At 70.1% G+C, this 26035-nt stretch carries 25 protein-coding genes; 9 read left to right on the top strand and 16 right to left on the bottom strand.

Translation table 11 applies throughout. The features are described from left to right. Positions 1–369 carry a helix-turn-helix domain-containing protein gene (locus tag Q9S36_RS20725; protein WP_311286750.1) on the bottom strand — a complete coding sequence of 123 codons (369 nt, stop codon included), beginning with the start codon at positions 367–369 and terminating at the stop codon, positions 1–3. 104 nt (positions 370–473) lie between these two features. On the opposite strand from Q9S36_RS20725, the gene purL reads away from it, so the two are divergent. The 3 genes from purL to Q9S36_RS20710 are packed head-to-tail and all read left to right on the top strand — an operon-like array spanning position 474 to position 3947. Then, a complete protein-coding gene (purL, locus tag Q9S36_RS20720) occupies positions 474–2822 on the top strand; it encodes a phosphoribosylformylglycinamidine synthase subunit PurL (RefSeq protein ID WP_311286749.1) in 2349 nt (782 codons plus the stop codon). Positions 2823–2857: 35 nt separating this feature from the next. Continuing rightward, positions 2858–2989, top strand: a complete 132-nt coding sequence (locus Q9S36_RS20715) for a hypothetical protein (RefSeq protein ID WP_285814612.1) — start codon at positions 2858–2860, stop codon at positions 2987–2989. 52 nt (positions 2990–3041) lie between these two features. Then, positions 3042–3947: a hypothetical protein gene (locus tag Q9S36_RS20710; protein ID WP_311286748.1), complete on the top strand. Its 906-nt coding sequence runs from the start codon at positions 3042–3044 to the stop codon at positions 3945–3947. Positions 3948–3974: 27 nt separating this feature from the next. On the opposite strand, the gene Q9S36_RS20705 is transcribed toward Q9S36_RS20710, so the two are convergent. The 4 genes from Q9S36_RS20705 to Q9S36_RS20690 form a co-directional block, all read right to left on the bottom strand. Then, positions 3975–4886: a glycine betaine ABC transporter substrate-binding protein gene (locus Q9S36_RS20705; protein ID WP_311286747.1), complete on the bottom strand. Its 912-nt coding sequence runs from the start codon at positions 4884–4886 to the stop codon at positions 3975–3977. A gap of 50 nt (positions 4887–4936) precedes the next feature. Beyond that, on the bottom strand, positions 4937–5839 hold the full coding sequence (locus Q9S36_RS20700) for a proline/glycine betaine ABC transporter permease (protein WP_311286746.1): 903 nt from the start codon (positions 5837–5839) through the stop codon (positions 4937–4939). Continuing rightward, on the bottom strand, positions 5839–7137 hold the full coding sequence (locus tag Q9S36_RS20695; RefSeq protein WP_311286745.1) for a glycine betaine/L-proline ABC transporter ATP-binding protein: 1299 nt from the start codon (positions 7135–7137) through the stop codon (positions 5839–5841). Before Q9S36_RS20695 ends, Q9S36_RS20700 begins: the two co-directional genes overlap by 1 nt. Positions 7138–7421: 284 nt before the next feature. Beyond that, entirely contained in the window at positions 7422–7763 is a 342-nt protein-coding gene (locus Q9S36_RS20690) for a chorismate mutase (protein ID WP_311286744.1), read from the bottom strand. A 72-nt stretch (positions 7764–7835) separates the two neighbouring features. On the opposite strand from Q9S36_RS20690, the gene Q9S36_RS20685 reads away from it, so the two are divergent. Next, complete coding sequence (locus Q9S36_RS20685) at positions 7836–8957, top strand: AI-2E family transporter (protein WP_311286743.1); 1122 nt, start codon at positions 7836–7838, stop codon at positions 8955–8957. Positions 8958–8967: 10 nt separating this feature from the next. On the opposite strand, the gene Q9S36_RS20680 is transcribed toward Q9S36_RS20685, so the two are convergent. The 3 genes from Q9S36_RS20680 to Q9S36_RS20670 are packed head-to-tail and all read right to left on the bottom strand — an operon-like array spanning position 8968 to position 12542. Next, complete coding sequence (locus Q9S36_RS20680; RefSeq protein ID WP_311286742.1) at positions 8968–10002, bottom strand: beta-propeller fold lactonase family protein; 1035 nt, start codon at positions 10000–10002, stop codon at positions 8968–8970. A 1-nt stretch (position 10003) separates the two neighbouring features. After that, positions 10004–11290 (bottom strand): adenylosuccinate synthase, encoded by a 1287-nt coding sequence (locus Q9S36_RS20675; RefSeq protein WP_251455156.1) that lies wholly within the window; start codon positions 11288–11290, stop codon positions 10004–10006. A 58-nt stretch (positions 11291–11348) separates the two neighbouring features. Next, positions 11349–12542, bottom strand: coding sequence for a DUF1254 domain-containing protein (locus tag Q9S36_RS20670; RefSeq protein WP_311286741.1), 1194 nt, complete (start codon positions 12540–12542; stop codon positions 11349–11351). Between the two features lie 112 nt (positions 12543–12654). Here Q9S36_RS20670 and argG point away from each other — a divergent pair, with 112 nt between their 5' ends. Next, entirely contained in the window at positions 12655–14097 is a 1443-nt protein-coding gene (argG, locus tag Q9S36_RS20665) for an argininosuccinate synthase (RefSeq protein ID WP_311286740.1), read from the top strand. A gap of 17 nt (positions 14098–14114) precedes the next feature. On the opposite strand, the gene mnhG is transcribed toward argG, so the two are convergent. The 7 genes from mnhG to Q9S36_RS20630 all read right to left on the bottom strand — a co-directional run bounded on the left by mnhG (position 14115) and on the right by Q9S36_RS20630 (position 21550). Beyond that, entirely contained in the window at positions 14115–14471 is a 357-nt protein-coding gene (gene mnhG, locus Q9S36_RS20660; protein ID WP_311286739.1) for a monovalent cation/H(+) antiporter subunit G, read from the bottom strand. After that, complete coding sequence (locus Q9S36_RS20655) at positions 14468–14737, bottom strand: monovalent cation/H+ antiporter complex subunit F (protein ID WP_251455148.1); 270 nt, start codon at positions 14735–14737, stop codon at positions 14468–14470. The genes mnhG and Q9S36_RS20655 overlap by 4 nt, the downstream gene beginning before the upstream one ends. Beyond that, complete coding sequence (locus Q9S36_RS20650; RefSeq protein ID WP_311286738.1) at positions 14734–15342, bottom strand: Na+/H+ antiporter subunit E; 609 nt, start codon at positions 15340–15342, stop codon at positions 14734–14736. The genes Q9S36_RS20655 and Q9S36_RS20650 overlap by 4 nt, the downstream gene beginning before the upstream one ends. Next, positions 15339–16946 (bottom strand): Na+/H+ antiporter subunit D, encoded by a 1608-nt coding sequence (locus Q9S36_RS20645; RefSeq protein ID WP_311286737.1) that lies wholly within the window; start codon positions 16944–16946, stop codon positions 15339–15341. Before Q9S36_RS20645 ends, Q9S36_RS20650 begins: the two co-directional genes overlap by 4 nt. Further along, positions 16939–17490 carry a Na(+)/H(+) antiporter subunit C gene (locus Q9S36_RS20640; protein ID WP_251455140.1) on the bottom strand — a complete coding sequence of 184 codons (552 nt, stop codon included), beginning with the start codon at positions 17488–17490 and terminating at the stop codon, positions 16939–16941. The genes Q9S36_RS20645 and Q9S36_RS20640 overlap by 8 nt, the downstream gene beginning before the upstream one ends. After that, positions 17490–20420 (bottom strand): Na+/H+ antiporter subunit A, encoded by a 2931-nt coding sequence (locus Q9S36_RS20635; RefSeq protein ID WP_311286736.1) that lies wholly within the window; start codon positions 20418–20420, stop codon positions 17490–17492. The genes Q9S36_RS20640 and Q9S36_RS20635 overlap by 1 nt, the downstream gene beginning before the upstream one ends. An 83-nt stretch (positions 20421–20503) precedes the next feature. Continuing rightward, on the bottom strand, positions 20504–21550 hold the full coding sequence (locus Q9S36_RS20630) for a substrate-binding domain-containing protein (RefSeq protein WP_311286735.1): 1047 nt from the start codon (positions 21548–21550) through the stop codon (positions 20504–20506). Between the two features lie 79 nt (positions 21551–21629). On the opposite strand from Q9S36_RS20630, the gene Q9S36_RS20625 reads away from it, so the two are divergent. The 4 genes from Q9S36_RS20625 to Q9S36_RS20610 are packed head-to-tail and all read left to right on the top strand — an operon-like array spanning position 21630 to position 25561. Then, entirely contained in the window at positions 21630–22862 is a 1233-nt protein-coding gene (locus Q9S36_RS20625; protein WP_311286734.1) for an MFS transporter, read from the top strand. A 41-nt stretch (positions 22863–22903) separates the two neighbouring features. Continuing rightward, on the top strand, positions 22904–23602 hold the full coding sequence (nucS, locus tag Q9S36_RS20620) for an endonuclease NucS (protein WP_311286733.1): 699 nt from the start codon (positions 22904–22906) through the stop codon (positions 23600–23602). A 20-nt stretch (positions 23603–23622) separates the two neighbouring features. After that, positions 23623–24306, top strand: a complete 684-nt coding sequence (locus Q9S36_RS20615) for an HAD hydrolase-like protein (RefSeq protein WP_251455126.1) — start codon at positions 23623–23625, stop codon at positions 24304–24306. Next, positions 24293–25561: a hypothetical protein gene (locus tag Q9S36_RS20610; RefSeq protein ID WP_396653804.1), complete on the top strand. Its 1269-nt coding sequence runs from the start codon at positions 24293–24295 to the stop codon at positions 25559–25561. The genes Q9S36_RS20615 and Q9S36_RS20610 overlap by 14 nt, the downstream gene beginning before the upstream one ends. Before the next feature lie 32 nt (positions 25562–25593). Here Q9S36_RS20610 and Q9S36_RS20605 read toward each other — a convergent pair whose 3' ends face one another. Further along, positions 25594–25800: a cold-shock protein gene (locus tag Q9S36_RS20605; RefSeq protein ID WP_251455122.1), complete on the bottom strand. Its 207-nt coding sequence runs from the start codon at positions 25798–25800 to the stop codon at positions 25594–25596. Positions 25801–26035: the final 235 nt, after the last annotated feature.

The following is a 26035-nucleotide window of genomic DNA, read 5'->3' as shown; positions in this document are numbered from 1 at the left end:
TCAATCTCCTTCGTGTGCGATCGGTTCCGGGGAGGGGTCTTCGGAGAGCAGGGCGTCGAGGCGGTCGATGCGGGCGCGCCACATCTCCTCGTAGCGGGCGAGGAGCGCGCGGGCACGGGCGATCATGGCCGGATCCGCGCGGACGAGCCGCTCGCGCCCTTCGGCGCGCTTGATGATGAGGCCCGCGGCCTCGAGGACGGCGACGTGCTTCTGCACGGCCGCGAACGACATGTCGTACGAGCGGGCCAGCGCCGACACGGAGTGCTCCGCCTCGATGGCGCGCCGCAGGATGTCGCGCCGTGTCGCCGCGGCGAGCGCGTGGAACACACGGTCGATCTCGTCATCGCTGAGCCTCGTTTGTACAACCATTTGGTTGCACGTTACGCCGACCCCCGGCATCCGTCAAGAGGTCTCCAGCGGCGCGCCCCTAGAATGGAGCGGTCCGGCGCCCGCGATTTCTGGAGCTCAGCCGCATGACCACTCCCACCGATTCCCCCGCCACGGCGCGCCCCGCCGCCGACACCGTCGAGAACGCCGCGGCGACACCCGAGAAGGAGCAGCCGTACGGCGCCCTCGGGCTCAAGCCCGACGAATACGACCGCATCCGCGAGATCCTGGGCCGCCGCCCCACGTCGGGCGAGCTGGCGATGTACTCGGTGATGTGGAGCGAGCACTGCTCGTACAAGTCCTCGAAGATCTACCTGCGCCAGTTCGGGCAGAAGGTCTCGGACGAGATGAAGACCCGGCTCATGGTGGGCATGGGTCAGAACGCCGGCGTGGTCGACATCGGCGAGGGCTGGGCGGTGACCTTCAAGGTCGAATCGCACAACCACCCCAGCTACATCGAGCCGTTCCAGGGCGCCGCGACGGGCGTCGGCGGCATCGTGCGCGACATCATCTCGATGGGCGCGCGCCCGGTCGCCGTCATGGACCAGCTGCGCTTCGGCGCGATCGACCACCCCGACACCGCACGCGTCGTCCACGGCGTCGTCAGCGGCATCTCGTTCTACGGCAACTGCCTCGGGCTGCCGAACATCGGCGGCGAGACCGTCTTCGACGCCGTCTACCAGGGCAACCCGCTCGTGAACGCCCTCGCGGTCGGCGTCCTGCGCCACGAGGACCTCAAGCTCGCGAACGCCTCGGGTGCGGGCAACAAGGTCGTGCTGTTCGGCGCTCGCACCGGAGGCGACGGCATCGGCGGCGCGTCGATCCTCGCCTCCGACACGTTCGCCGACGGGGGCCCCACCAAGCGCCCCGCCGTGCAGGTCGGCGACCCGTTCGCCGAGAAGGTGCTCATCGAGTGCTGCCTGGAGCTCTACCGCGGCGAGCTCGTCGAGGCGATCCAGGACCTCGGTGCCGCCGGCATCTCGTGCGCGACCAGCGAGCTGGCCGCCAACGGCGGTTCGGGCATGCGCGTCGACCTCGAGAACGTGCTGCTGCGCGACCCTTCGCTCACGCCCGAGGAGATCCTCATGAGCGAGAGCCAGGAGCGCATGATGGCGATCGTCGCGCCCGAGAAGCTCGAGGCGTTCCTCGCCGTGACCGGCAAGTGGGACGTCGAGACGAGCGTGCTCGGCGAGGTGACCGGCGACGGCCGGCTGCAGATCTTCTGGCACGGCGAGGAGATCGTCAACGTCGACCCGTCCACGGTCGCCGTCGACGGCCCCGTGTACGAGCGTCCGGTCGCCTACCCGACGTGGATCGACGCGCTCCGCGACGACACCGCCGCCGCACTCCCTCGCCCCGACTCCGGCGACGAGCTGCGGGCGCAGTTCACGCGCCTGGTGTCGAGCCCGAACCTCGCCGACACGTCGTGGGTGACCAATCAGTACGACTACTACGTCATGGGCAACACCGCGCTGTCGTTCCCCGATGACGCCGGCATGATCCGCGTCGACGAGGAGTCCGGGCTCGGATTCGCGATCGCCACCGACTGCAACGGCCGCTACTGCCAGCTCGACCCGTACGCGGGAGCGCAGCTCGCCCTGGCTGAGGCGTACCGCAACGTCGCCGTCTCGGGCGCGGCGCCCACCGCGGTCACCGACTGCCTGAACTTCGGCAGCCCCGAGAATCCCGAAGTGATGTGGCAGTTCTCGCAGGCCGTCGAGGGCCTGTCGGACGCGTGCCTCGAGCTCGGCGTCCCCGTCACGGGCGGCAACGTGTCGTTCTACAACCAGACCGGCGACCAGCCGATCTTCCCGACCCCGGTGGTCGGCGTCATGGGCATCATCGACGACGTCGCCCGCCGCATCCCGTCGGGCTGGCAGGATGCCGGGGAGAACATCTACCTCCTCGGCACCACCGCCGCCGAGCTCGACGGGTCGCAGTGGGCCGGCACGATCCACGGCCACCTCGGCGGTCGTCCGCCGGCGGTCGACCTCGCCGGCGAGAAGCGTCTGGCCGAGCTCATCCACGCCGCCTCGCTGCAGTCGCTCGTCTCGAGCGCGCACGACCTGTCGTCGGGGGGCCTCGCCCAGGCGCTCGCCGAGGCGGTGCTGCGCTTCGACGTCGGCGCTCGCGTGTGGCTCGACGAGCTGCTCGAGCGCGATGGGGTGGATGCCGCAACGGCGCTGTTCTCGGAGTCCACCGGTCGTGTCATCGTGAGTGTGCCCCGCGAGGACGACGTGAAGTTCCGCGGCCTCTGCGAGGGACGCGGCTATCCGGTGCTGCGCATCGGCGTCACCGACGTCGTCGAGGACGGCGAGCCCGCGGCGCTCGAGGTGCAGGGCCTGTTCACGGTGCCGCTGGCCGAGCTGCGCGGGCTGTCGACCGCCACGCTCCCGGCCGCGTTCGGCGCGACCGTGAGCGAGCCCTTCGCCTGATCGGACGGCACGGTCACCCGCCTACACTGGAGCGCATGAGCGACGACGACTACGCCGAGTACGGTCAGGCACGCCAGCGACGGATGAAGGTCGTGGCGTGGGTCGTCATCATCTCGCTCATCCTCGTCGGCGGCGGCGCCACGGTCATCGCCCTGCTGTTCGGCTGAGCGTCCCCCGAGGACTCTCTGCGCGGCGCGCGGGTCGGGTTAGCATGGCCGGGTGGACCCCTGGTTCGAGCTTCTCGGCGCCTGGTGGTGGGTCGCGCCCACCGGCGTCGGCGCAGCCGCTGCCGGATACGGAGCGGTCACGTCCCGAGGACGACGTGCGCGCCGGCTGGAGCTCGACGCCGCACGGTACGACGAGGGCCTCGCGCACCAGGCGCTGCAGGCGGCACGGGTAGACGTGCGGACCGCTCGAGCCGAGGTGCTCGCGGCCAGAGCGCGGTCCGGCCTGCCGTCGATCGGTGGGCGCGCGGCGATCGAGGCCCGGCAGGTTCTGCTGTCCGCCAAACAAGCCGAGCGCGCCGCTTCGCTGAGACTTCGCGCGAGCCGTGGCCGGGTGAAGGCGTCGCGAGCCCGCTATCGTGCCCTGTTCACCGGCTCACCCCTCCCCCTCGAAGCCCTGATGAGTCGGCATGACGCCGTGACGTCGCGCTGGCTCGAGTACGAGACGGATGCGGCGAAGGCACTGTCTTTCCCGCAGATGCTCGATGCGCAGCATCCGTCGACCCTCGCCTTCCTGCGCGCCCAGCGCGAGGCGCACGGCCTGCGCCCGGCATCGGCGCGGGACCGGATGACGCCCCCACAGTTCGCGGCCTACCGCGACGCCGTGTCCGCCGTGGAGCGGACGTTCGCCGAGGCGGAGCGCAGTGCGCAGGGCACCGCCCGCTCGGATCTGCCGACGGCCGGTTGGCGTGACGCGGTGCTGCCACTCGTCGAACGGCTGCCCGGCCTGCTGGCCGCTGCCATGCCACCGGCGGCGGACGCGTCCAGCGCGTCCGCTCCGCAGCACTCCCCGCACCCGCCGGCGGCGGCCAACCAACCGCGCACACCCGTCTGGCCCGTTCCGGCCCGTCGTTCAACCCACCCCCGCCCGGCCGGCCACGACGAAGGGGCCCGGCCGTAGCCGAGCCCCCCACCGATCGGATGCTGCTCAGTCGGTGATGATGGTGTCGAAGGCGTCGGGGTTCGCCTCGAGCCAGGCCTCGACCGCCTCGGGCTCGTTGCCCTCGCCGTACTCGTTCACGACCATGTCCTCGAGCGACGCGTACTCGGCGTCGTCGAGCGCGATGCCGGCGATGAGCTCAGCGGCCTCGGGGAAGCGCTCCGAGAAGTCGCTGGTTCCCAGGAAGTGCAGGCCTTCGGGGTCGCCCATGGCGCCCATCGGGTCCTCGAGGTCACGCAGGTTGTACGCGTCGTTCGCCCAGAAGGGCCGCCACGACGTCACGACGATGTCCTCCTCGGCGGCGATCGCGTTCTCGAGCTCGGTGAGCATCGCCGCGGTCGAAGAGGTGACGAGCTCGTACTCGTCGCCCAGCTCGTAAGCGGGGATCATCGAGTCCTGCGTCACGCCGGTGAGACCCGCGCCCGGCTCGATGCCGATGATCCGGCCACCGAACATGTCGGCGTTGCCCTTGAGGTCTTCGATCGACTCGATGTCGACGTAATCGGGGACCGCGATCGTCAGCACCGCGTTCTCGTAGTAGGTGCCGATGTCCTCGATGTCGTCGCCGTACTCCTCCATGTACGAGGCGTGGGTCAGCTCGGGCCAGGCCGACGGATACATGTCGACGTCGCCCTGCGCCAGTCCCGCGTACAGCGGTCCCGCTTCGGTGAGCTCCTGCATCTCGACGGTGTAGCCCAGCTTCTCGAGCTGGTTCTCGAGGAGGTAGGCGGTGCTGAGGCCGTCGGTCCACGAGGGGAGGTACCCGAGCGTGATGGTGCCCATCTCGTCCGAGCCGCTGCCACCGCTGCCGGTGTCATCGGAACCTCCGGCGCAGCCCGCGAGCGTGAGCGTCGCGGCGGCGCCGAGGGCGAGGATTCCTGTCAGCTGTCGATTTCTCATGGTGCTTCCCTTCATCGTTCTGTGTGATTGCATTCGTTCCGTACAGATATTCAGTTGTGGGTCTCAGCCCGAGCCGGCTCGGGTGCGCGACGGCTGCCGATGACGCGTCGCAGCGAGGTGGGGTAGTCGGCGGGATCGCCGAGCGCGGCGGTCACACGATCGAGGAAGACCGCGAGGATGACGACACCCAGCCCCGCCTCGACACCGAGGGAGAGGTTCACGGTCGAGACCGACTGCACGACGATCTTGCCGAGCCCGTCCGCGCCGACGATGCCGGCGAGCACCGCCATGGACAGGGCGAGCATGATCACCTGGTTGACGCCGGCCATGATGGTCGGCATCGCCAGGGGCAGCTGGATGCCACGGAGGATCTGCCCCGGAGTCGCGCCGAATGCGTGGCCGGCCTCGACCGTCTCGGAGTCGACGCCGCGGATGCCGAGCTCGGTCAGACGCACACCCGGAGGCAGGGCGAAGATGACGGTCGCGACGAGTCCGGGCACGACACCGATGCTGAAGAATGTGATGGCGGGGATCAGGTACACGAAGGCCGGCATCGTCTGCATGAAGTCCAGGACCGGCTTGAGGATCGCGCGCACCGTGTCGTTGCGTGCCGACCAGATGCCGAGGGGGATCGCGATGACCAGCGCCACAAGGGTGGCGACCAGGACGAGCGAGAGCGTCTGCATCGCCGCGACCCACAGATCCATCGCGACGATCAGGATGAACGAGATCGCGGTGCCGAGCGCCATCTGCCATGACCGGAAGAACCAGCCCAGCAGGGCGAAGAGAGCGATGGCGACCGCCACCGGGATGGCCGTCAGGCCGTCGGTGAGTCCGTCGACGAGGAACCGCACGACGACCGCGATGACGTCGAAGAGCCCCGCCAGGTTGTCGCGCACCCAGTCCACGCCGGTGTCGACCCATTCACCGACCGGAATCCGGAACCCTTCCATCAGCGCACCCCCTCGTTGTCGACCGCCGGGCCGTGGTCGGCGGATGCCGCCAGTAGCGCGTCGATCTCGGTCGTCGGCATCGGCTGCGGCAGCACCGTGATCTCGGAGGTGTCGCTCGGACCCGGGCCGAGCGCCGCCAGCAGCGTCACGCGCGGGATGACCCCCACGAGGCGCCCGTCGTCGTCGGTGACCGCCAGAGGCAGCTGCGACTCGACGGCGGGCACGAACAGGTCCATCAGGACCGAGTCCTGCGAGACGCTCTGCGGCACGGGACGCAGCACCGACGTGAGCGAGTTCTCACCGCGGCGCACCAGCTTGACGGCGTCCCGGTCGGTGACGATGCCGAGCAGTCGGCGGTCGCGCCCCGTCACGTACGCGGCCGACGAGTAGGCGTCGCGCATCTGCCGCAACGCGGTGCGCGGCCCGCCGCTCTCGCTGACGACCGGGCGCGGAAGCTCCATGACGTTGGCGGCCGTGAGCACGCGCGCGCGGTCGACGTCCTGCACGAACTGCTCGACGTAGTCGTTGGCGGGGTCGGTGAGGATATCTTCGGGGGTCCCGATCTGCACGATGCGCCCGTCGCGCATGACCGCGATCCGGTCGCCGAGGAACATCGCCTCGTTCAGATCGTGGGTGATGAAGACGATGGTCTTCTGCAGCTTCTGCTGAAGCGACAGCAGCTGCTCCTGCATCTCGCGGCGGATGAGCGGATCGAGCGCGCTGAACGCCTCGTCCATGAGGAGGATGTCGGTGTCGGCGGCGAGCGCGCGTGCGATGCCGACGCGCTGCTTCATGCCGCCCGAGAGGGCGGCGGGAAGCTTGTCGCCCCATCCGTCAAGGCCCACCAGCGCCAGGATCTCGTCCGCCTTGGCGCGACGCTCGGCACGGCCGACACCTCGCAGCTCCAGCGGATAGGCGACGTTCTCGGCGACCGTGCGGTGCGGCAGGAGCGCGAAGTGCTGGAACACCATCGAGACGCGGTCGCGGCGCGTGGCACGCAAGGACGACCCGGGAACGCCCGTGATCGGCTCGCCGTGGATGACCACCTCGCCGGCGGTGGCGTCGTGAAGACCGTTCAGCATCCGGATGATCGTCGACTTGCCGGATCCCGACAGGCCCATGATGACGAAGATCTCGCCCCGCTCGACGGTGAAGCTCGCGTCGATGACGGCCGCCGTCCCGGTGTCGGCGATCTCGTCGCGGGAGTGACCGGCTTCGAGTCTGCGGACGGCGTCCTTCGGATTCCGGCCGAAGACCTTGTACAGATTTCGCGCTTCCAGCGCAGGGACGACGGTCATGTGCTCACCTCGGCGGCGCGCGGGGGCGCGCTCAGCATCGGTTACGCCCGGGTGGCGGTCATCGGCGCCGGACCCGCGTCGAACCGGGCGACGCAGCGGCACAGCCGACGGTCCGCATCGGGCGAACCGTCAAGACCACCGACCATACGCTCGCGACGCGGGATCCCCAGGATCACGCACCTCGTCGCAACCGCGGACTGGTCGTTCGGGCGCTATCGCCCTCGATCGACCGTATCGAGGATCGACGGTGAGGGCAAAACCGAGCCCCGCTCGACAACCGCGGATCAGCGCCCGTCGGCTGCTGCGGTGTGGTGACGGATGACTTCTGCGACGACGAAGTTGAACCACTTCTCGGCGAACGCCGGGTCGAGGTCGGCGTCCTCGGCGAGCTGACGCAGTCGCGCGATCTGCTGCTCCTCACGTGCGGGATCCGAGGGCGCGAGACCGTGCTCGGCCTTGAGCTCGCCGACCTGCTTGGTGCACTTGAAGCGCTCGGCGAGCAGATACATCAGGGCCGCGTCGACGTTGTCGATGCTGCTGCGCAGACGCCGCAGCGTCGCGAGGGTCTCGCCGGCGTCCTCCTCGGCGGGGGCGGGCGCGGAGCTCTCGGATCCGATGTCTGTCATGGCGTCCTCCTCGTCGACGACGATACCGCCGGATCCTCCGCCAGCCGGTGCCGCCCGCCCTAGAGTGAGCACATGACCGACGGATCGTCCTCGCCCGTTCCTTCCGCACCGTCACCCAGAGATCGCGCGGACTCCCACCGCTTCGTGTGGGCGGGGCTCTCCCAGCCGTTCGCCGTGGGCTTCACGGTGACCCTGGGCGCGCTGGTCGCCCTGCTGCTGGGTCTTGCACTCGGCAGCCTCTCGACCGTTCTGATCTACATCCTGTTCGCGCTCTTCGCCGCGCTCGGCCTCGACCCCGCGGTCCGCTGGCTGCAGAGCCGCAACGTCTCTCGCACGTGGTCGATCGTGATCGTCTTCACCGCCTTCGCACTGGTGCTCGTCGGCGTGCTGCTGCTGGTCATCCCGACGCTGGTGCGTCAGGTCGCGAGCTTCATCACCGACCTGCCGCAGTCGATCGCCAACTTCATGCGCACCGACTTCTTCATCTGGCTCGAGAGCACCTTCGGCGACAGTGTCGGCACAATCCTCGACGAGGTCCAGAACTTCCTGCTCAACCCGTCCAACATCGCCGCGATCGGCGGCGGCGTGCTGCAGGTGGGGGTCGGCATCGCGACGGGGATCTCAGGCGTCATCATCGTGATCGTGCTGACCCTTTACTTCATCGCGACGCTGCCGTCGATGAAGCAGTCGCTCTACCGCCTGTCGCCGGCGCGCAATCGCGCGAAGCTGGCCGAGCTCACGGAGCAGATCACCGACTCGGTCGGCGGCTACCTGATGGGCATGGTCGTGCTCGCGTTCTTCAACGCGATGTTCACTCTGTTGCTGCACCTGCTGATCGGGCTGCCCTTCCCGGCCCTCATGGCGGTCGTGGCCTTCTGCATCACGATCATCCCGCTGGTGGGTCCGGTGCTCTTCTGGATCATCGGCACCTTCGTGGCGCTGTTCGACAGTCCCCTGTCCGCACTGATCTTCGCCGCGGCCTACCTCGTTTACATGCAGATCGAGGCATACGTGGTGACGCCCCGCGTGATGAACCGCACGGTATCGGTGCCCGGCTCGCTCGTCGTCATCGGCGCGCTCGTAGGCGGCACCCTGCTCGGCCTGCTCGGCGCGCTCATCGCCATCCCCGTCACCGCCTCGATCCTGCTCATCATCAAGCAGGTCGTCATCCCCCGTCAGGACGCCAAGGTCTGACCCGCGGCGGTCAGGCCAGGGCGACGAGGCAGGTCGGCGTCGGCACCGTCGCGCGTGAGCGCACCCGCCCCGGGACACCCGTCCTCGGGTCGAGCGTCATCGACACCACGTCATCTGAGCGCTGACCGGCGACCAGCAGCGTGTCTCGCACCACGAGGTGGTGCCGCGGCCAGTCGACGCCCGCCTCGAGGAGGGCCGTCGGCCGCAGATCGGATCCATCGCCGTGCACGCGCAGCACAGCCAGGGTGTTGCTGCCGCGAAGACCGGCGTACAGCGTCTCGCCATCACGCGAGACCGCGAGCTCGGCCGCCGTGTCGCCGGGAAGCGCCCCGAGCATCGCCCCCGCGACGATCCGCCATCTGCCCGTGCGGTCCGGCGCCAGCGCGAACACCTCGCCGGACAGCTCGGTCACGACGTACAGGTGACCGCCGGGGTGCATGACGGTGTGGCGGGGACCGCTCCCCTGCGGGAGCACGACCTGCTGCTCCTCACGAAGTCCTCCAGCCGCAATGCGCCAGAACCGAACGAGATCGAGTCCCATGTCGGTCGTGGCGATCAGACCGGCGTCCAGGAACCGCGCCTGGTGCGCACGAGACGGGCGCGGCTCGGCGAGGTCGCCGATGCCGTAGGGGTCCTCCGCCCCGGCGGCGATGACCGGGCGGGAGGGCCGACCGTCGGCATCCAACGTCATCCGCACGACTCGCCCGTCGCTCCAGCACGATGCCACGAGCGAGCCCCCGTCGGGCGCGACGGCGAGATGGCAGACGGACTCGCCCGCCGGGACCGGTGCTCCGAGCGGGGCGTACGCGTCCTCGCCGGTGCGGCGATACGCCTGCACGGTCCCGTTCGCCTCCAGCGCCGCGTAGACGACGTCGAGCGAGGGATGCCGGGTCAGCCACGACGGGGAGTCGACGACCGCCCGGACCCCCGCGAAGGCCAGCGACCCACCGGCTGAAGGCTCGTCCGGGGCGCCGGCCAGCAGCATCCCGAAGCCCTCGGCGCGCCCGTCCATGTCGGCCGTGTACCCGCCTGCGAGCAGGCGCATGTCAGTCGACGAGGTCGCGGCGCACGATGACGGCGTCGCGCGAGGCGCCCACGCCGATCACCGAGATGTGCGTGCCGCTGAGCTTCTCGAGCGCCAGGACGTAGTCCTGCGCGGCCGCCGGGAGGTCTTCGAAGCGGCGCGCACCCGAGATGTCTTCGCTCCAGCCCGGGAAGTACTCGAGCACCGGGGTGGCGTGGTGGAAGTCGGTCTGGTTGACCGGCACCTCGTCGAAGCGCCGACCGTCCACGTCGTAGGCGACGCACACCGGGATCTGCTCGAGACCGGTGAGGATATCCAGCTTGGTGAGCACGAGGTCGGTGATGCCGTTGATGCGCGTCGCGTAGCGGGTGATCGGCGCGTCGTACCAGCCGACGCGGCGGGGCCGCCCGGTGGTGGTGCCGAACTCGAAACCGCGCGAGCGGAGCCAGTCGCCCTGCTCGTCGAACAGCTCGGTCGGGAACGGGCCCGACCCGACCCGCGTGGTGTACGCCTTCACGATTCCGACGATGCGGTCGAGTCGGTTCGGGCCGACGCCGGATCCGGTCGAGGCGCCGCCGGCGGTCGCCGACGAGGACGTCACGAACGGGTAGGTGCCGTGATCGACGTCGAGCATGGTCGCCTGCCCGCCCTCGAAGACCACGACGTCGCCGCGGTCGAGCGCGTCGTTGAGCAGCAGGCCGGTGTCGGCCACCATCGGGCGGAGGCGCTCGGCGTACGACAGCAGATCTTCGACGATCTCGTCGCACGTGATCGACCGGCGGTTGAAGACCTTGACCAGCAGGTGGTTCTTCTGCTCGAGTGCGCCCTCGACCTTCTGGCGCAGGATGTTCTCGTCGAAGAGGTCCTGGACGCGGATGCCGACGCGGTTGATCTTGTCGGCGTACGCCGGGCCGATCCCGCGCCCGGTGGTGCCGATCTGACGCTTGCCGAGGAAGCGCTCGGTGACCTTGTCGAGGGTGCGGTGGTACTGCGTGATGATGTGGGCGCTGGCGCTCACCCGCAGCCTCGAGGTGTCGACGCCCCGGGCTGTCAGCGCCTTCAGCTCGTTGAAGAGCACCTCGAGATCGATCACGACGCCGTTGCCGATCACGGCGTTCACCCCGGGCGAGAGGATGCCGGAAGGCAGCAGGTGAAGCGCGTACTTCTCGTCGCCGATCACGACCGTGTGACCGGCGTTGTTGCCGCCGTTGAACTTGACGACCCAGTCGGTGCGGTCACCGAGAAGGTCGGTGGCCTTGCCCTTGCCCTCGTCTCCCCACTGGACTCCGACGATCACGATGCCTGGCATGGGCTACTCCCCCGTTATCGGACGGTTACACCCCATCCTATCGACCCGGGCTTCGGCGTCAGTCGTCGGAGGCGGTCCGCGCGTCGCCGCGGGCCTCGCCGTCACCAGGCGTCTCGCCGGCACCAGCGTCCCCGGCGTGCTCGTCTTCGCGTGCTCCGTCGGCGGAGGACCCGTCCTCGGCTCCCGAGTTCTCGACGCTCTCCTCGGTGGTCGCGTCCTCGGCGGCCGCGTCCTCCGCGACGCCATCCTCGTGGGACGCATCGTCGCGGGCCGCATCCCCCTGGGCCGGCCCCGAGGATGCCGGGCTCTCCAGTCGCACGAGGTCCGGGACCTCCCATCCGCCCTCGAAGAACTCCGGGCGCGGCCGGTAGAGCCGCACCAGGTAGTTCCACCCTTCGGGCACGGGGATGTCGTTCGGACCCGTGGCCTCGCCAGGAGGCGTGAAGCGGACGGTGATGGCGCCGTCCTCGTCGGGGACGCCGGTGACGCTGTTCACGGTGTAGCGTCCGTCGTCGTTCGGCTCGAAGTAGCCCTGCGCGTTGTAGACCGAGACGGACCAGAACGCATCGACGGGCACGTCGTGCATCGTCAGCTCGTAGTGACCCACGCCCACACCGGGCGAGACCCCCAGGTATGAGGCTTCGCTGAGCGGCAGACCGCCCCAGCCCGCGGCCGTCCCGATCAGGTGGCGGACGGGGTCGACCTCATCGGGCCCGCCGAAGGTGCGGTCGAAGGCGCGCAGGCCGCGAGCCAGCCGGAGCAGGCCGTTGCGCGTCTCTTCGAGCGATTCGGCGTCGTACTCGGGGCTCTCGAACGGCTCGCCCGAGCCAACCTCGAGGCGGAACTCGTCCTGCAGCGAAGCCACCGCGGCGATGTCCGCCGCATCGCTCGGATCGACGAGGGTGCGCACCGCCACCAGCGCGTAGCGCGTGCCGGGTGCGACCGCGGCGAGGTCGTGGTGTCCGGGATCGTGCAGCACCGCGCGGACGTAGTGGTCGTTGTCGACCACCATCACCGACACGTACCGATCGCCGTGCTCGGGGATCTCGATGCTCGCACCGTCGGCGAGGTCGACGATCGCGAAGCTGTAGAGGGTGTCGCGATTGAGCCGGATGACGGTCTGCTCGTCGATCGCCGCGGGCTCGCGATTGTGACGGAAGACGTTCACGCCGCCGGCGTCCCGCTGGATGTCGGCGAACATGCGGTCGGTCTCGGCGCGGACGAAGTTGTCCACATTGACGTGGCGTGCCATCGTCACACTCTCGCTCATGGACCCGGTTCCCGCCAAGCCCGCGCGCGGGCCCGTGGACCGTCAGGCGTCATCGACGCCGTGGCGCGGCATCCGGATCGGTAGGCTGGAGGCCATGTCGAAGGTCCTCCAGTCCCTGCCCGTCGGCGAGCGCGTCGGCATCGCCTTCTCGGGAGGCCTTGACACCTCCGTCGCCGTGGCCTGGATGCGCGACAAGGGCGCCGTCCCCTGCACCTACACCGGTGACCTCGGTCAGCCCGACGAGGACGATATCGCCGCGATCCCGGGTCGCGCGCTCGAGTACGGCGCCGAGGTCTCGCGCCTCATCGACTGCAAGACCGCGCTGGTCGAAGAGGGCTTCGGCGCCCTCGCCTGCGGCGCGTTCCACATCCGCTCCGGCGGTCGCACGTACTTCAACACCACTCCGATCGGACGCGCGGTGACCGGCACCCTGCTGGTGCGCGCGATGAAGGAGGACGGCGTCGACATCTGGGGCGACGGGTCCACCTACAAGGGCAACGACATCGAGCGGTTCTACCGCTACGGACTGCTCGCCAACCCGTCGCTGCGCATCTACAAGCCGTGGCTGGACGCCGACTTCGTCTCGGAGCTCGGCGGTCGCCAGGAGATGAGTGAATGGCTCGTGGCCCACGGCTTCCCGTACCGCGACTCGGCCGAGAAGGCGTACTCCACCGACGCGAACATCTGGGGTGCCACCCACGAGGCCAAGACCCTGGAGCACCTGGACGTCTCGCTCGAGACGGTGGAGCCCATCATGGGCGTGCGCTTCTGGGATCCGGCCGTCGAGATCGCCCCCGAGGACGTCACGATCACGTTCGACGCGGGCCGCCCGGTCGCCCTCAACGGCGTCGAGTACTCGGACCCCGTCGAGCTGGTCTTCGAGGCCAACCGCATCGGCGGCCGTCACGGGCTCGGGATGAGCGACCAGATAGAGAACCGCATCATCGAGGCGAAGTCGCGCGGCATCTACGAGGCTCCCGGGATGGCGCTGCTGTTCATCGCGTACGAGCGTCTGGTCAACGGCATCCTCAACGAGGACACCCTGGCGACCTACCACGAGCAGGGTCGTCGGCTCGGGCGCCTCATGTACGAGGGCCGCTGGCTCGAGCCGCAGTCGCTCATGCTGCGCGAGTCGATCCAGAAGTGGGTGGGCTCGACCATCACCGGCTCGGTCACGCTGCGCCTGCGGCGCGGAGAGGACTACACGATCCTCGACACCACCGGTCCCGGCCTGTCGTACGCGGCCGAGAAGCTCTCGATGGAGCGCGTCGGCGACGCCGCCTTCGGCCCGATCGACCGCATCGGGCAGCTCACGATGCGCAACCTCGACATCGCGGACTCGCGCTCGCGCCTCGAGCACTACGCCGCGGCGGGCATCATCGGCGGAGCGACGGCCGAGCTGGTCGGATCGCTCGAGCGGGGTGGCGCGGAGGAGATCACCGAGCACGCCGCGGGCTATTCGGCAGAGCGCGAGCACCTCGCCGAGGCGACGGATGCCGTGAGCGAAGCCGCCGCATTCGACAGCGGCACCGACTGACGCCCGGCTCCGGCGGTTCAGCCGCCCGCGGCGGGCGGTGTCTCTTTCGACAGGCGGAGCTCGTCGACCACGAGGTCGGCCTCGTCGATCGTGCCGTTGCGGTATGCCTGACGGCCGATCATGTGAGCTGACAGCGGCGCCGTCGCCAGCTGGATGAGGATCACCGGCAGCAGGAAGGCGGCCACCGGCCACGACCGCAGCGACAGCGCCACGGCGACGCAGATGAGCATCATGCCGAGCACCTGCGGCTTGGTGGCCGCGTGAAGGCGCGTCGGCACATCGCGGAACCGCAGCAGGCCGATGGCGGCGGTGAGGCACAGCAGTGCGCCGATCAGGATCAGCAGGAGGGCGATGATGTCGATGGGGTCGGTCATCCGTCGGCCCGGTCCCTTCTGGCCACGAAGCGCGCGATCGCGATCGAGCCGAACACGCCGACGGCGGCGATGATGAGCATGGCCGGCAGCGATCGGGTGTGCTGGTTGATGGCCATATCGGCGCCGAGGACGCACATGATCTCGGTCAGCAGCACGTCGCTGGCCACCGCGCGGTCGAGGATCGACGGTCCCATTACGACGCGCCACAGCGTGATCAGCGCGGCGACGGCGAAGACGACGTAGATCACCACCAGGAGCGGGCTCATCGGGCCTCCTTCCCCTGCCGCGGCGTCTCGATCGTCGCGCGGCGGATGATCTCGAGCTGCTCGGGCGACCCCACGGCCCGGACGATGCGGGCCTCCCAGCCGAGGACCGAGCGGCGGTGCAGCTCGGCATCCTCGCGGCGGTCGACACCCAGCACGTGCAGGTAGACGATGCGCCGGTCGCGGTCGGTCTCGACGACGAAGGAGCCCGGGATCAGCGAGGCGGTGATGGCGGTGTGGGTCATGATGAGGTCGTCGTCGACGCGGAGCGGAATCGCGACGATCGCGGTACCGGGGTAGCGGCGCGGATCGATCACCTGCCAGGCCACGATCAGCGATCCGCGCACGAGCGCCCCGACGAACGTCACGACGAAGACGAGGCCGTACCAGAGGTTGAGCCGGCCGGACAGCTCGACGGGGGGCAGCCGGAACACGCGGGTGACGATGACGGCCGCCGCGATGCCGGTGAGGAGGGCGAGCCAGGTCAGCTGTCCCCACAGCAGCATCCACAGCAGGATGAGCCACACGAAGAAGGGCAGCTGCCGCCAGACGTGACGAAGGCCCGCTCGGATGCCGCCACGGGCGGTGGTGCCATCGGTTGCGGTCACGGCGTCACCTCCTCGCGCTTCTCATCGCCGCCCGTGCTCTGCTGGTGCTCCTGCTCGAGCTGTTCGAGGGTCACCGGCTGGAGCAGCGCGTCGCCGATGCGGGTGCAGATGTCGTACAGGGGTCCGGCGAAGATGGTCAGCGCAACGGTGAAGCCCACCATGCCGACGGTGGCCGCCGTCATCACCTTGGGGATCACGCGTTGCTCGGTCTCGACCGCTGCGGCCGGCGAGGCGCCCAGGTACGAGATGCGCGCCTCGGTCTCGGCCGAGTCATCCTCTTCGCGCCAGAACGAGAGGTTCCACGCGCGCATGAGCGCGTACAGGGTGAGGAGGCTGGTGAGGATGCCCGCGACGATCAGCACGATCATGAGCGGCGTGCCGACCTCGGCCGCGGCGTCGAAGAGGGCGAACTTGCCGATGAAGCCCGAGAACGGCGGCAGGCCGCCGAGGTTCACCGCCGGGATGAAGTAGAGCACGGCGATGACCGGCGCGGCGCGCATGAGCCCCTTCACGCGCAGGATCGACGTGGACCCGGCTCGCCGCTCCACGAGACCGACCGCGAGGAACAGAGTGGTCTGCACCACGATGTGGTGGACCATGTAGTAGATCGTCGCCCCGATCGCCGCCGGGGTCGCGATCGCCAGCCCGAAGATCATGTAGCCGATGTGGCTCACCAGGGTGAACGACAGGATGCGCTTGAGCTCCGCCTGGGCGAGGGCGCCCAGGACGCCGACGATCATCGTCGCGAGCGCGGCGATCATCAGCACGACGTTGACGTCGTTGTAGAGGAAGAGCTCGGTCTCGGTGCGGATGATCGCGTAGACGCCCACCTTGGTCAGCAGGCCCGCGAACACCGCCGTGACCGGCGCCGGCGCGGTCGGGTAGGAGTCGGGGAGCCAGAACGACAGCGGGAAGATGGCGGCCTTGATCGCGAACGCCAGCAGCAGCATGAGGTGCAGCACGAGCTGCGTCTCCTGCGGCAGGTCTCCCATCCGCTGGGAGATCTGCACGATGTTCACGGTGCCGAGCGCGCTGTAGATCATCGCGATCGCGGCGAGGAACAGGATCGACGACACCAGCGAGACCACGACGTAGACGACACCGGTGCGGATGCGGGACTCCGTCGACCCGAGGGTGATGAGCACGTACGAGGCCACCAGCAGGATCTCGAACCCGACGTAGAGGTTGAACAGGTCGCCGGCGATGAAGGCGTTGAAGATGCCGGCGGCGAGGATCAGATACGAGGGGTGGAAGATCGACACCGGGGTGTCGTCGTCGTTGTCGGCGGCACCCTGGCCGACCGAGAAGAGGAGGACCGCCAGGAGCACGACGCTCGAGACCATCACCAGCAGCGCCGCCAGGCGGTCGACGTACAGGATGATCCCGGTCGGAATGGGCCAGCCGCCCACCGACACGGCGATGGCCTGGTCGCCGATGTCGACGACCACCAGCAGCACGGTGGCGATGATGCAGACGAGGGTGAGCGTCACCACGGAGACCGTGACCTGCGCGCGGCGGTGGCGGCCGGCGATCAGCGCGATGGCGGCGCCGAGCAGCGGCAGCGTCACCAGCAGCGGCACGAGGGCGGGGGCGATCTCAGTCATCGCTGTCCTCCGTCCGGGCGTCTTCGCGGCGCTTCGCGTCGCGTCGATCGGTGGGCGCGTCGTCGCGCAGCCCGGCGACGTCGCGGCTGCCGAGCATCGTGATGGGTGCGGTCGAGACGTCGACGAAGTCGGAGGTGGCGTCGTCGTCCTCGTCCGAGATGATGTCGACGATGGAGTCCTCGACCTGCGCGCCGCGCTCACGCACGGCGATGTCGGCCTCGTCGTCGCTGACTGTGTCGGCCTGTCCGAGCTGCCACGACCGGTAGATGAGCGCCAGCAGGAAGGCAGACACGGCGAAGGTGATGACGATCGCGGTGAGGGTCAGGGCCTGCGGCAGCGCGTCCGACATCTCGTCGGACTCCCCCGCTCCGTGGAACGGGGCGATGCCGGGGCGCCCCATCGCGATGAGCAGCAGCAGATTCGCGGCGTTGCCCAGCAGCAGGAAGCCGATGAGCACCCGCGTCAGGCTGCGTTCGAGCATCGCGTACACACCGCACGCGAAGAGCACCGCCATGATGACGATCAGCACGAGCGAGACGTCCATCAGGCGCTCACCCCCCGCATCCGGTTCTCGGCCGTCTGCCGATCGACTTCGGCGCCCAGGCTCCGCAGGACGTCGAGCACCAGCCCGATGACGACGAGGTACACCCCGATGTCGAACAGCGTGGAGGTGACGAACTCGATGTGGCCGAGGACCGGCACCTCGGCCTCGACGAACCAGCTCGTCAGCGGTGCCACGCCGAACACCAACGGCACGACGGCGCATCCGACGGCGATCGTCATGCCGACGCCGAGCAGCCGTCCGGCATCCGTCGGCGCAGCCACCCCGAGCTCGTAGCGACCGCCCGCGACGTAGCGCATGACCAGCGCCATGCCGGCGACGAGGCCGCCGGCGAAGCCGCCACCGGGCAGATTGTGACCCGCGAACAGCAGGTACAGCGAGACGATGATGATCATGTGGAAGAGGATCCGCACGATCACCTCGAGGAGGATCGACCGGTTCTCCTCACCCACGCGCTGCCCGCCGAGCAGCCATGCGGTACGTGTGTTGCCGCTCCCCTCGCCCCGGGGCTTCACCCCGCCGGCGGTCTCGACCAGCGGTCGGCGGTCGCGGCGGTCGGCGAGCTCGACCGGGGTCGTGAGGCTCGAGAGGGTGTCGGCGCGGTGGGTGACGAAGACCAGCGAGGCGACCCCGGTGGCGGCGAGGACGAGCACCGAGAGCTCGCCCATGGTGTCCCAGCCGCGGATGTCGACGAGCGCGACGTTCACGACGTTCTTGCCGTGGCCGAGCTCGTACGCGAGGTCGGGGAAGTCGGTCGAGACCGGGGCGTGGACCCGCGCCGACGTCGCCACCAGCGCGACCCCCGCCATCGTGACCCCGACCGCGATGCCCAGCAGCGCGCGGCCGATCGGCCACACGGAGGCGTTGTGCTCGCCGAGACGCGAGGGGATGCGCCGGAGCACGAGCGCGAAGGCGACGAGCGTCACCGTCTCGACGAGGATCTGGGTGAGGGCGAGGTCGGGCGCGCCGCTCGTGGCGAAGAGGACGACCATTCCGAGGCCCGTCACCGAGACCAGGACGACCCCCGTGTAGCGCTTGCGCGCCCGGACGGCGATGATGCCGGCGGCGATCATGATGGGCGCGGCGATGAGCTGCATGGGCGACCAGTAGGTCGCGATCGCCGACGTGAGCTGGCCGCCCATCACCAGGGCGGTGCCCTCGGCGGCCACCAGCACCACGAAGATCGTGCCGACGTAGACCGGCAGCGAGCCCCGCTGGGTGAACGTCGTGGTGGCCACCGAGAGCCTCGCCACCGTTCGCAGCGCCAGATTGTAGACGTCGGGCGCCGCGAACGGCAGCACGCGACGGCTGAGGTCGACGCGGGCGGTGAGGGCGAACAGGCCCGCCCCGATGACGAGGGTCCCGAGCGAGAGGAAGAGGGCGGGCTCCAACCCGTGCCACAGGGCGAGGTAGCCGGGGTGATCGGGGGCGGGGATGCCGGGGCTCGACGCCGGAGCCAGATCGGCGTAGGGCGCCAACGCCGTGTCGAGGAGCGGGGCGGCGAAGCCTCCGGCGAGGGTGAGTGCGGCGAGGATCGCGGGGACCGACAGGAACCCGAGACGCGGCCGCGGCCACTCCGTCACCGGTCGCGCCGCGCCCGCTGCGTCCTTCTTGGTCCAGAACGCACCCCACACGAAGCGGATGCCGTACGCCACGGTGAGCGCGGAGCCCACGGTCACGCCGACGAGGGCGATCCAGCCCCATGCCGAACCGGCCAAGGCCTCGTCGATGAGGCCCGCCAGCGCCCCCTCCTTGGCGACGAAGCCCAGGGTCGGCAGGATGCCCGCCATCGAGGCGATGGAGACGATCGCTGCCGTGGCCAGCAGGGGCGCTTGACGACCGACGCCGCTGAGCTCTCGCAGGTCACGGGTCGACAGCTGGTGGTCGATGACGCCGACGATGAGGAAGAGCGCGGATTTGAACAGCGCGTGGCCGAGCAGGAGCGCGAGGCCGGCGAGGGCGACGTCGCGGGTGCCGTAGCCGAGCACGACGGCGAGGAAACCCAGCTGACTCACCGTGCCGAACGCCAGCAGACGTTTGAGGTCGGTCTCGCGGAGCGCCTGGAACCCGCCGAGCAGCATCGTGAACACGCCCAGCGATATGACGATCGGCCGCCAGGCCGGAGCGAGGGCGAAGACGGGCGCGAGCCGTGCGATGAGGTAGACGCCCGCCTTCACCATGGCGGCGGCGTGCAGATAGGCACTGACCGGAGTCGGCGCCGTCATGGCGCCCGGCAGCCAGAAGTGGAACGGGAAGATCGCGGACTTGCTGAGCGCGCCCACCAGCAGCAGCACGAGCGCCGCGTCCACGACCGGGCCGGTCGGGGCGTCGGCCAGGATCGTCGAGAGGCTCGACGTGCCGGCATCCACCACGAGCAGCACCACGCCGATCAGCATCACCAGTCCGCCGAGGGTGGTGACCAGGAGCGCCTGCAGTGCCGCGCGGCGGCTGGCGGCGCGGCGGTTGTAGTAGCCGATGAGCAGATACGACAGGACGCTGGTGATCTCCCAGAACATCACCAGCACGACGAGGTCGTCGGTCAGCACGAGGCCGTACATGGCTCCGGCGAAGCCGAGGAGGACGGCGGCGAACTGGCCGAGGCCCGTCTCGCCGTCGGCGAAGTACGAGCGGCAATAGAGCAGCACGAGCGCTCCGACGCCTGTGACGATGAGCGCCATGACCCAGCCCAGCACGTCCATGCGCATCGACAGCTCGATGCCGAGCGGCGGGATCCAGTCGAATGCCTCGAATGGAATGCGGCCGTCGAGCACGGCGGGAGCCTGCCACGCGGTGTGGACGAACGCCGCGGCCGGAAGAAGTGCGGCGAGCGCGAAAGCACGAGAGCCCAGGCGACCGATCAGCCACGGCAGGATGAGCGGGGCGAGTGCGAACACACCGAGGACGAGGAGCATGCGGCCTCCTCGGAGTCGTCGGCGCGTGCGGGCGCGCTCAGGCGATCAGGTCGTTTCGCACCAGTCTACCCGGGCGCGTCCGCTCACCGGACCGCGGGAGCGGTCGTATTGCCCTCGTGGAACATGCAGGTGAACGAGATGGATGCCGGTTCCCCGCCGTCGAGCATGGCGGCGACCACGCGGCCGGCCGCACGCCCCTTCTCGGTGGCCGGCTGCACCAGTGTCGTGAGGTCGTACGGGGCCAGGCCGTCCACGACGATCCCGTCGAACCCGGTGACGCTGACGTCCTCGGGCACCCGGAGCCCGAGTTCCTCGGCCGCGCGGATGACTCCGGCCGCCAGCAGGTCGCTCTGGGCGAGGACGGCGGTCGGCCGGCGGGCCGGATCGGCGAGGACGACGCGTCCGGCCGCCAGCCCCTCGTCGATGAAGCTGCCGCCGGCACCGTAGACCGCGGCATCCGGGAACACGTCGCGCCCGCCGCGCAGCCGCTCGCGCGTGACGTCGACGGTGAGCGGGGTGTCGTCGGCGATCCAGCCCGGCTGCCACCCGGCGTGGGCGGGCAGGGCCACGATCGCGACGTCGGTGTGTCCGAGTGAGCGCAGGTGGCTGGCCGCCTGGCGCTGGGCTTCCCGGTTGTCGAGCACGATGCGCGGAACGTCGTCGCCGGCATCCCCCTCGATGACGACGACCGGGATCCCTCGAGCGCGAACGGCGTCGAGGGACTCGCGCAGCAGGCCGCTGCAGCCCACGAGCACGGCCGCATCGATCGGCGCGGTGGTGAGGGTCGGCCCGGTGCCCACCGGATCGTGGTCGCGCAGCAGCAGCAGCCCGGCGCCGACGGGTGAGACGGCATCGGCGAGGCCGTCCATCATCAGGGTCTTCACCGGGTCGAGGAAGGCGGATCCCAGGTGTTCCTCGAACACGACGCCGACGATCCCCGATCGGCCGGTGCGCAGCGAGGCGGCGCGCGGGTCTGGTCCCGTGTAGCCGAGTTCGTCCGCGGCCGCCCGGACCCGCTCCCGCGTCGCGTCGGAGACGGGCGTCTTGCCGCTGAACACCACCGACGCGGTCGAGGGCGAGACGCCCGCGAGGCGCGCGACGTCGGAGATGGTGGCGCGTCGGGTACCCATGTCGGCGATGGTAGCCGGGTCGCGCGGCAGGATCGAATCGATTCGGAGGATCGAAACGATTCGATGTACGCTGTTCGCCATGGAACGGGAACTGACGCGTCCGCAGCTCGTACGCTGGCGCACCGCCGTCTTCGCGATCTTCCTCGCGAGCGGTCTGAGCATCGCGACGTGGGCGTCGCGGGTGCCGGCGATCAAGATCGCCCTCGATGTCGACAACATCCAGATCGGGCTCATGCTGCTCGGCGCCGGCATCGCCTCGATCGTCGGCCTGTCGCTCGCCAACGTGGTGCTGGCCCGCTTCGGCGCCCGCTCCGGGATGCTGGTGGCGATGCTCGTCTTCGCGGCCGGCGTCGGCATCATCGGGGTCGGCACCGACGTCCTGCAGAACTACCTCGTCGTGGTGGCGGGCCTGGTGCTCTTCGGGCTCGGCAACGGCGCGGTCGACGTGATGATGAACGTCGAGGGCGCGGCCATCGAGAAGCAGACGGGCAAGACGATCCTGCCGCTGTTCCACGCGTTCTTCAGCTTCGGCACGGTGATCGGCGCCGGTGTCGGCGCTGCGGCGGCCGGGTGGGGGATCAACGTCCTGATCCACACCGTCGTCATGATGGTCGTCATCGCGGGGATCGCCTTCGCCGCGCACGCGAACGTGCCCCCGCGGGAGTTCACCGGCGACACCGCCGCCGCCGCCGACCCGCCGCACTGGCGCGAGCGCCTCCACACGGCCCTGTCGGCCTGGCGCGAGCCGCGCACGTACGCGCTCGGTGTCATCATGCTCGGCATGGCGTTCGCCGAGGGCGGCGCGAACGACTGGCTCGCGCTCGGCATGGTCGAGGGCCACGGCGCCGACCAGGCGCTCGGAGCGCTCGGACTCACGGTGTTCTCGGTCAGCATGACCGTGGTGCGGGTCTTCGGCGGCCCGCTCGTCGACCGCTTCGGCCGGGTCGCGACCCTGCGCGTGCTGTCGGCGGCCTCCGCCGGGGGCCTGCTGCTGTTCATCCTCGCGCCCAATCTCCCGCTGGTGTTCGTGGGTGCGGCCCTGTGGGGCGCGGGCACATCGCTCGGGTTTCCGCTGGGCATGTCCGCCGCGGCCGACGATCCGGCCAAGGCGGCGGCCCGAGTCAGCGCGGCGGCCACGATCGGGTACATCTCGTTCCTGTGCGGCCCGCCGATCCTCGGCTTCATCAGCGAGAACATCGGCCTGCTCAACACGCTGTACATCCTGGTGGTGCTCGCCATCGCGTCCGGCCTCGCCTCGGGTGCCGCTCGTCCGCTGGCCGGGTCGAAGGTCGGTGCCGGCGCCGAGCGCTGACCCCGGCATCCACCCCGACGCCGCACGGCTAGGCTCTTCGGGTGCGTCTTGTCATCGCCCGCTGCTCGGTCGACTACACCGGCCGTCTCACCGCGCACCTCCCCCTCGCAACCAGGCTGCTCGTCCACAAGGGCGACGGCAGCCTTCTCGTGCACTCCGACGGCGGCTCGTACAAGCCGCTCAACTGGATGAGCCCGCCCTGCCGGCTCGACGTCGAGGCTCCGGATGCCGCCTCCGCCGACGCGGGTGTGCTCGAGCACTGGCGGGTCACACACGCCAAGTCCGGCGACGCGCTGCTCGTGCGCATCTATGAGGTGCTGCACGACTCGTCTCACGAGCTCGGCATCGATCCGGGACTGCAGAAGGACGGCGTCGAAGCCGACCTGCAGCGCCTCCTGGCCGAGCAGGTCGACGTGATCGGCCAGGGCCTCACGCTGGTGCGCCGGGAGTTCCCCACCGCGATCGGCCCCGTCGATCTGCTGCTGCGCGACGAGGCCGGAGGCGGCACGATCGCCGTCGAGGTCAAGAGACGCGGCGACATCGACGGCGTCGAGCAGCTGACCCGCTACTTGGAGCTGCTCGGCCGCGATCCGCACCTCGCCCCGGTGACCGGGGTGTTCGCCGCGCAGGAGATCAAGCCGCAGGCCAAGGTGCTGGCGGCCGATCGGGGCATCCGCTGCGTGACGCTCGACTACGAAGGCATGAAGGGCATCGAATCCGGCGCTCCGCGCCTGTTCTGACCCCCGGTAGCGTAAGGGTCATGCCGATGCGCTCACCCTGGACCTGCATCCTGTGGGATGTCGACGGCACCCTCGTCGATGCCTCGGTCGGGATCCTCCGCCGACTCACGATCACCCTCGAGCACTTCGGCAAGCGCGCGCCGACCCGCGCCGAGCTCGTGCACTGGATCGGTCCGCCGATGTACGACTCCTTCCAGGTCAACGTCGGCATGACCCCCGATGAGTCCGCTGAGGCCGTGCGCTTTTACCGCACGCTCGGAAAGGCCGACGGCTACACCAAGGACGCCCGCCTGTTCGACGGCGTCGCCGAGCTCATCGGCGACCTCGCCGCAGCCGGCATCCCCCAGGCCACCGCGAGTTCGAAGCCCGAGGTCCAGGTGGTCGCCCTCATGGACCATTTCGATCTTTCGTCCGCGCTCACCGCCACGGTGGGTGCGACCAGCGACGAGCGCACCCTCAGCGCCAAAGCCGACATCGTCGCCGAAGCACTGCGCCGCCTCGCCGCGGCAGGCGTCGACACGTCCCGGCCGGTGCTCGTCGGCGACCGCCACCACGACGTCGAGGGCGGCGCCGAGCACGGCGTGCCGGTGATCTTCGTGCGGTGGGGCTTCAGCTGGCCGCACGAGTCCGCCGGCGCCCAGGCCGCCGTCGACGACGTCGACCAGCTGCGCGCGCTGCTGATGTTCGAGGATGCCGGTGACTGACACGGACGGGGGGATCCTCGACTGGCTGATCCCCGCGGCCGTCGTCTTCGGCTCCGCCGCGCTCCTGGTGCTCGTGGCGGTGTGGGCGGTCAAGCGCGCGCGTCGGTCGCCGAGGGCCCGCGCGGCGGCAGAGCAGGTGCGCGCTCGAGCGGGGGTGCAGCTGGTCCGCCTGGACGACGCCGTCGACGAACTGGACCTCGAGGTGGCGCTGTCGGGCGCCCTGTACGGCGGCACCGCGCCGGCGTCCCTGCGCCGCGCGCGCATGACCGCGCAGCACGTGCGCGACGAGTCCTTCGACGAGTTCCGCGGGCTGAGCCGGCCGGGCCTGCACCCCGCCGAGCTGCGGCGCGGGGCGGTGCGCATCGAGCGGCGCACCGACGAGGCGCTCGGGCGGATCGCCGCGGCCCGCGAGGAGCACGCGGCGTGGGTCGCGGCCAACATCTCGGCGGTGGATCAGGTCGCCGCCGCGAGAGGGCACCTGGAACGCCTCCGCGCCGAGATGGGCGACCCGGCCGCTCTGATCGCGGATCTGTCGGCGCGCTTCGACGAGGCGGAATGGGCGGATGCCGCGCGGGCGGCCCGCGGCGCACGGGACGCCGCGGCATCCGCGGAGGACATCCTGTCCCAGGCGGCCGCGCATGCCGGCGACCCCACACGGTCGGTGCTGACCGAACTGGCGGAGGCCGAGCGGGCGCTGCGTCGCGCCGAGGCCGACGCACGGATCCTCGAAGAGACGCACCGCCTCGTCACCCAGGCGGCTCAGGCACTGCCGGGCGAATTCGATGCGGCGAGGTCGGCCCTCCGCCACGCGCAGACCGTCCGGTCGCATCTGCCCCCGGCCGCCGCCGAGCGGCTCGGCGGCGAGCTGCGCGCGCTGTCGGCGGACCTTGACGGTCTCGAGCCTCGCGCCGCGCGTCGGCCGACGAAGACGATCGACGAGATCGCCCGGGTGCGCGATCGGCTGGACATGGCCCTCGGCGACGCGCACACCGCTCAGCAGCGTCTGCGCGGTGCCCGCACGGCGCTCCCGGGAACGCTCGCGGCTGCGCGCGCGGCCGTCGCCCAGGCCGAAGGCGCCATCGCCCACTCCGGCGGTGGCGCGGATGCCCGCGCCAGACTGCTGTCCGCGCAGCGCGAGCTGGCGGCCGCGCGTCAGGCGCAGGACCCGGTCGACGCTCTCGACGCCGCCCGCCGCGCCATGCGCGAGGCCGAGGACGCGAAGGCCCTCGCCGACTACAGCAGACTCGCGCGCTGACCGCGATCGCGATCAGCGCGCGCGACCGATGGTCAGATCGGGCGGATGTTCTCCGCCTGGAGGCCCTTCGGGCCCTGCGCGATCTCGAACTCCACGCGCTGGTTCTCTTCGAGCGAGCGGTAGCCGCCCGCCTGGATGGCGGTGTAGTGGGCGAAGACGTCCGCGCCGCCTTCATCGGGTGCGATGAAGCCGAAGCCCTTCTCCGAGTTGAACCACTTGACCGTGCCCTGCGTACTCATCAATCGCCGTTCTTTCGCGCTGCCCGGCGCCGACGGCGCTGGATCGCCTTCCACGCTAACGAAGGCGGTCGGGCGAAATCGAGGCTCTTCGGCGATGTGACGAAAATGTTGCACACCCGCCGGGCACCATCGATCGCCCGGGCTGAGCGGTGCTCGAAGCCCGGACGTCGACGGATCCCCCCGGATCAGCCACGCTGAGCGTGACCACTCACACTGTACCGATATACCGGTGGTG

It is taken from the genome of Microbacterium sp. ARD31 (genome assembly GCF_031844425.1).
The sequence above is the reverse complement of the archived record's forward strand: the minus strand, read 5'-3'. Positions and strand labels throughout refer to the sequence as shown.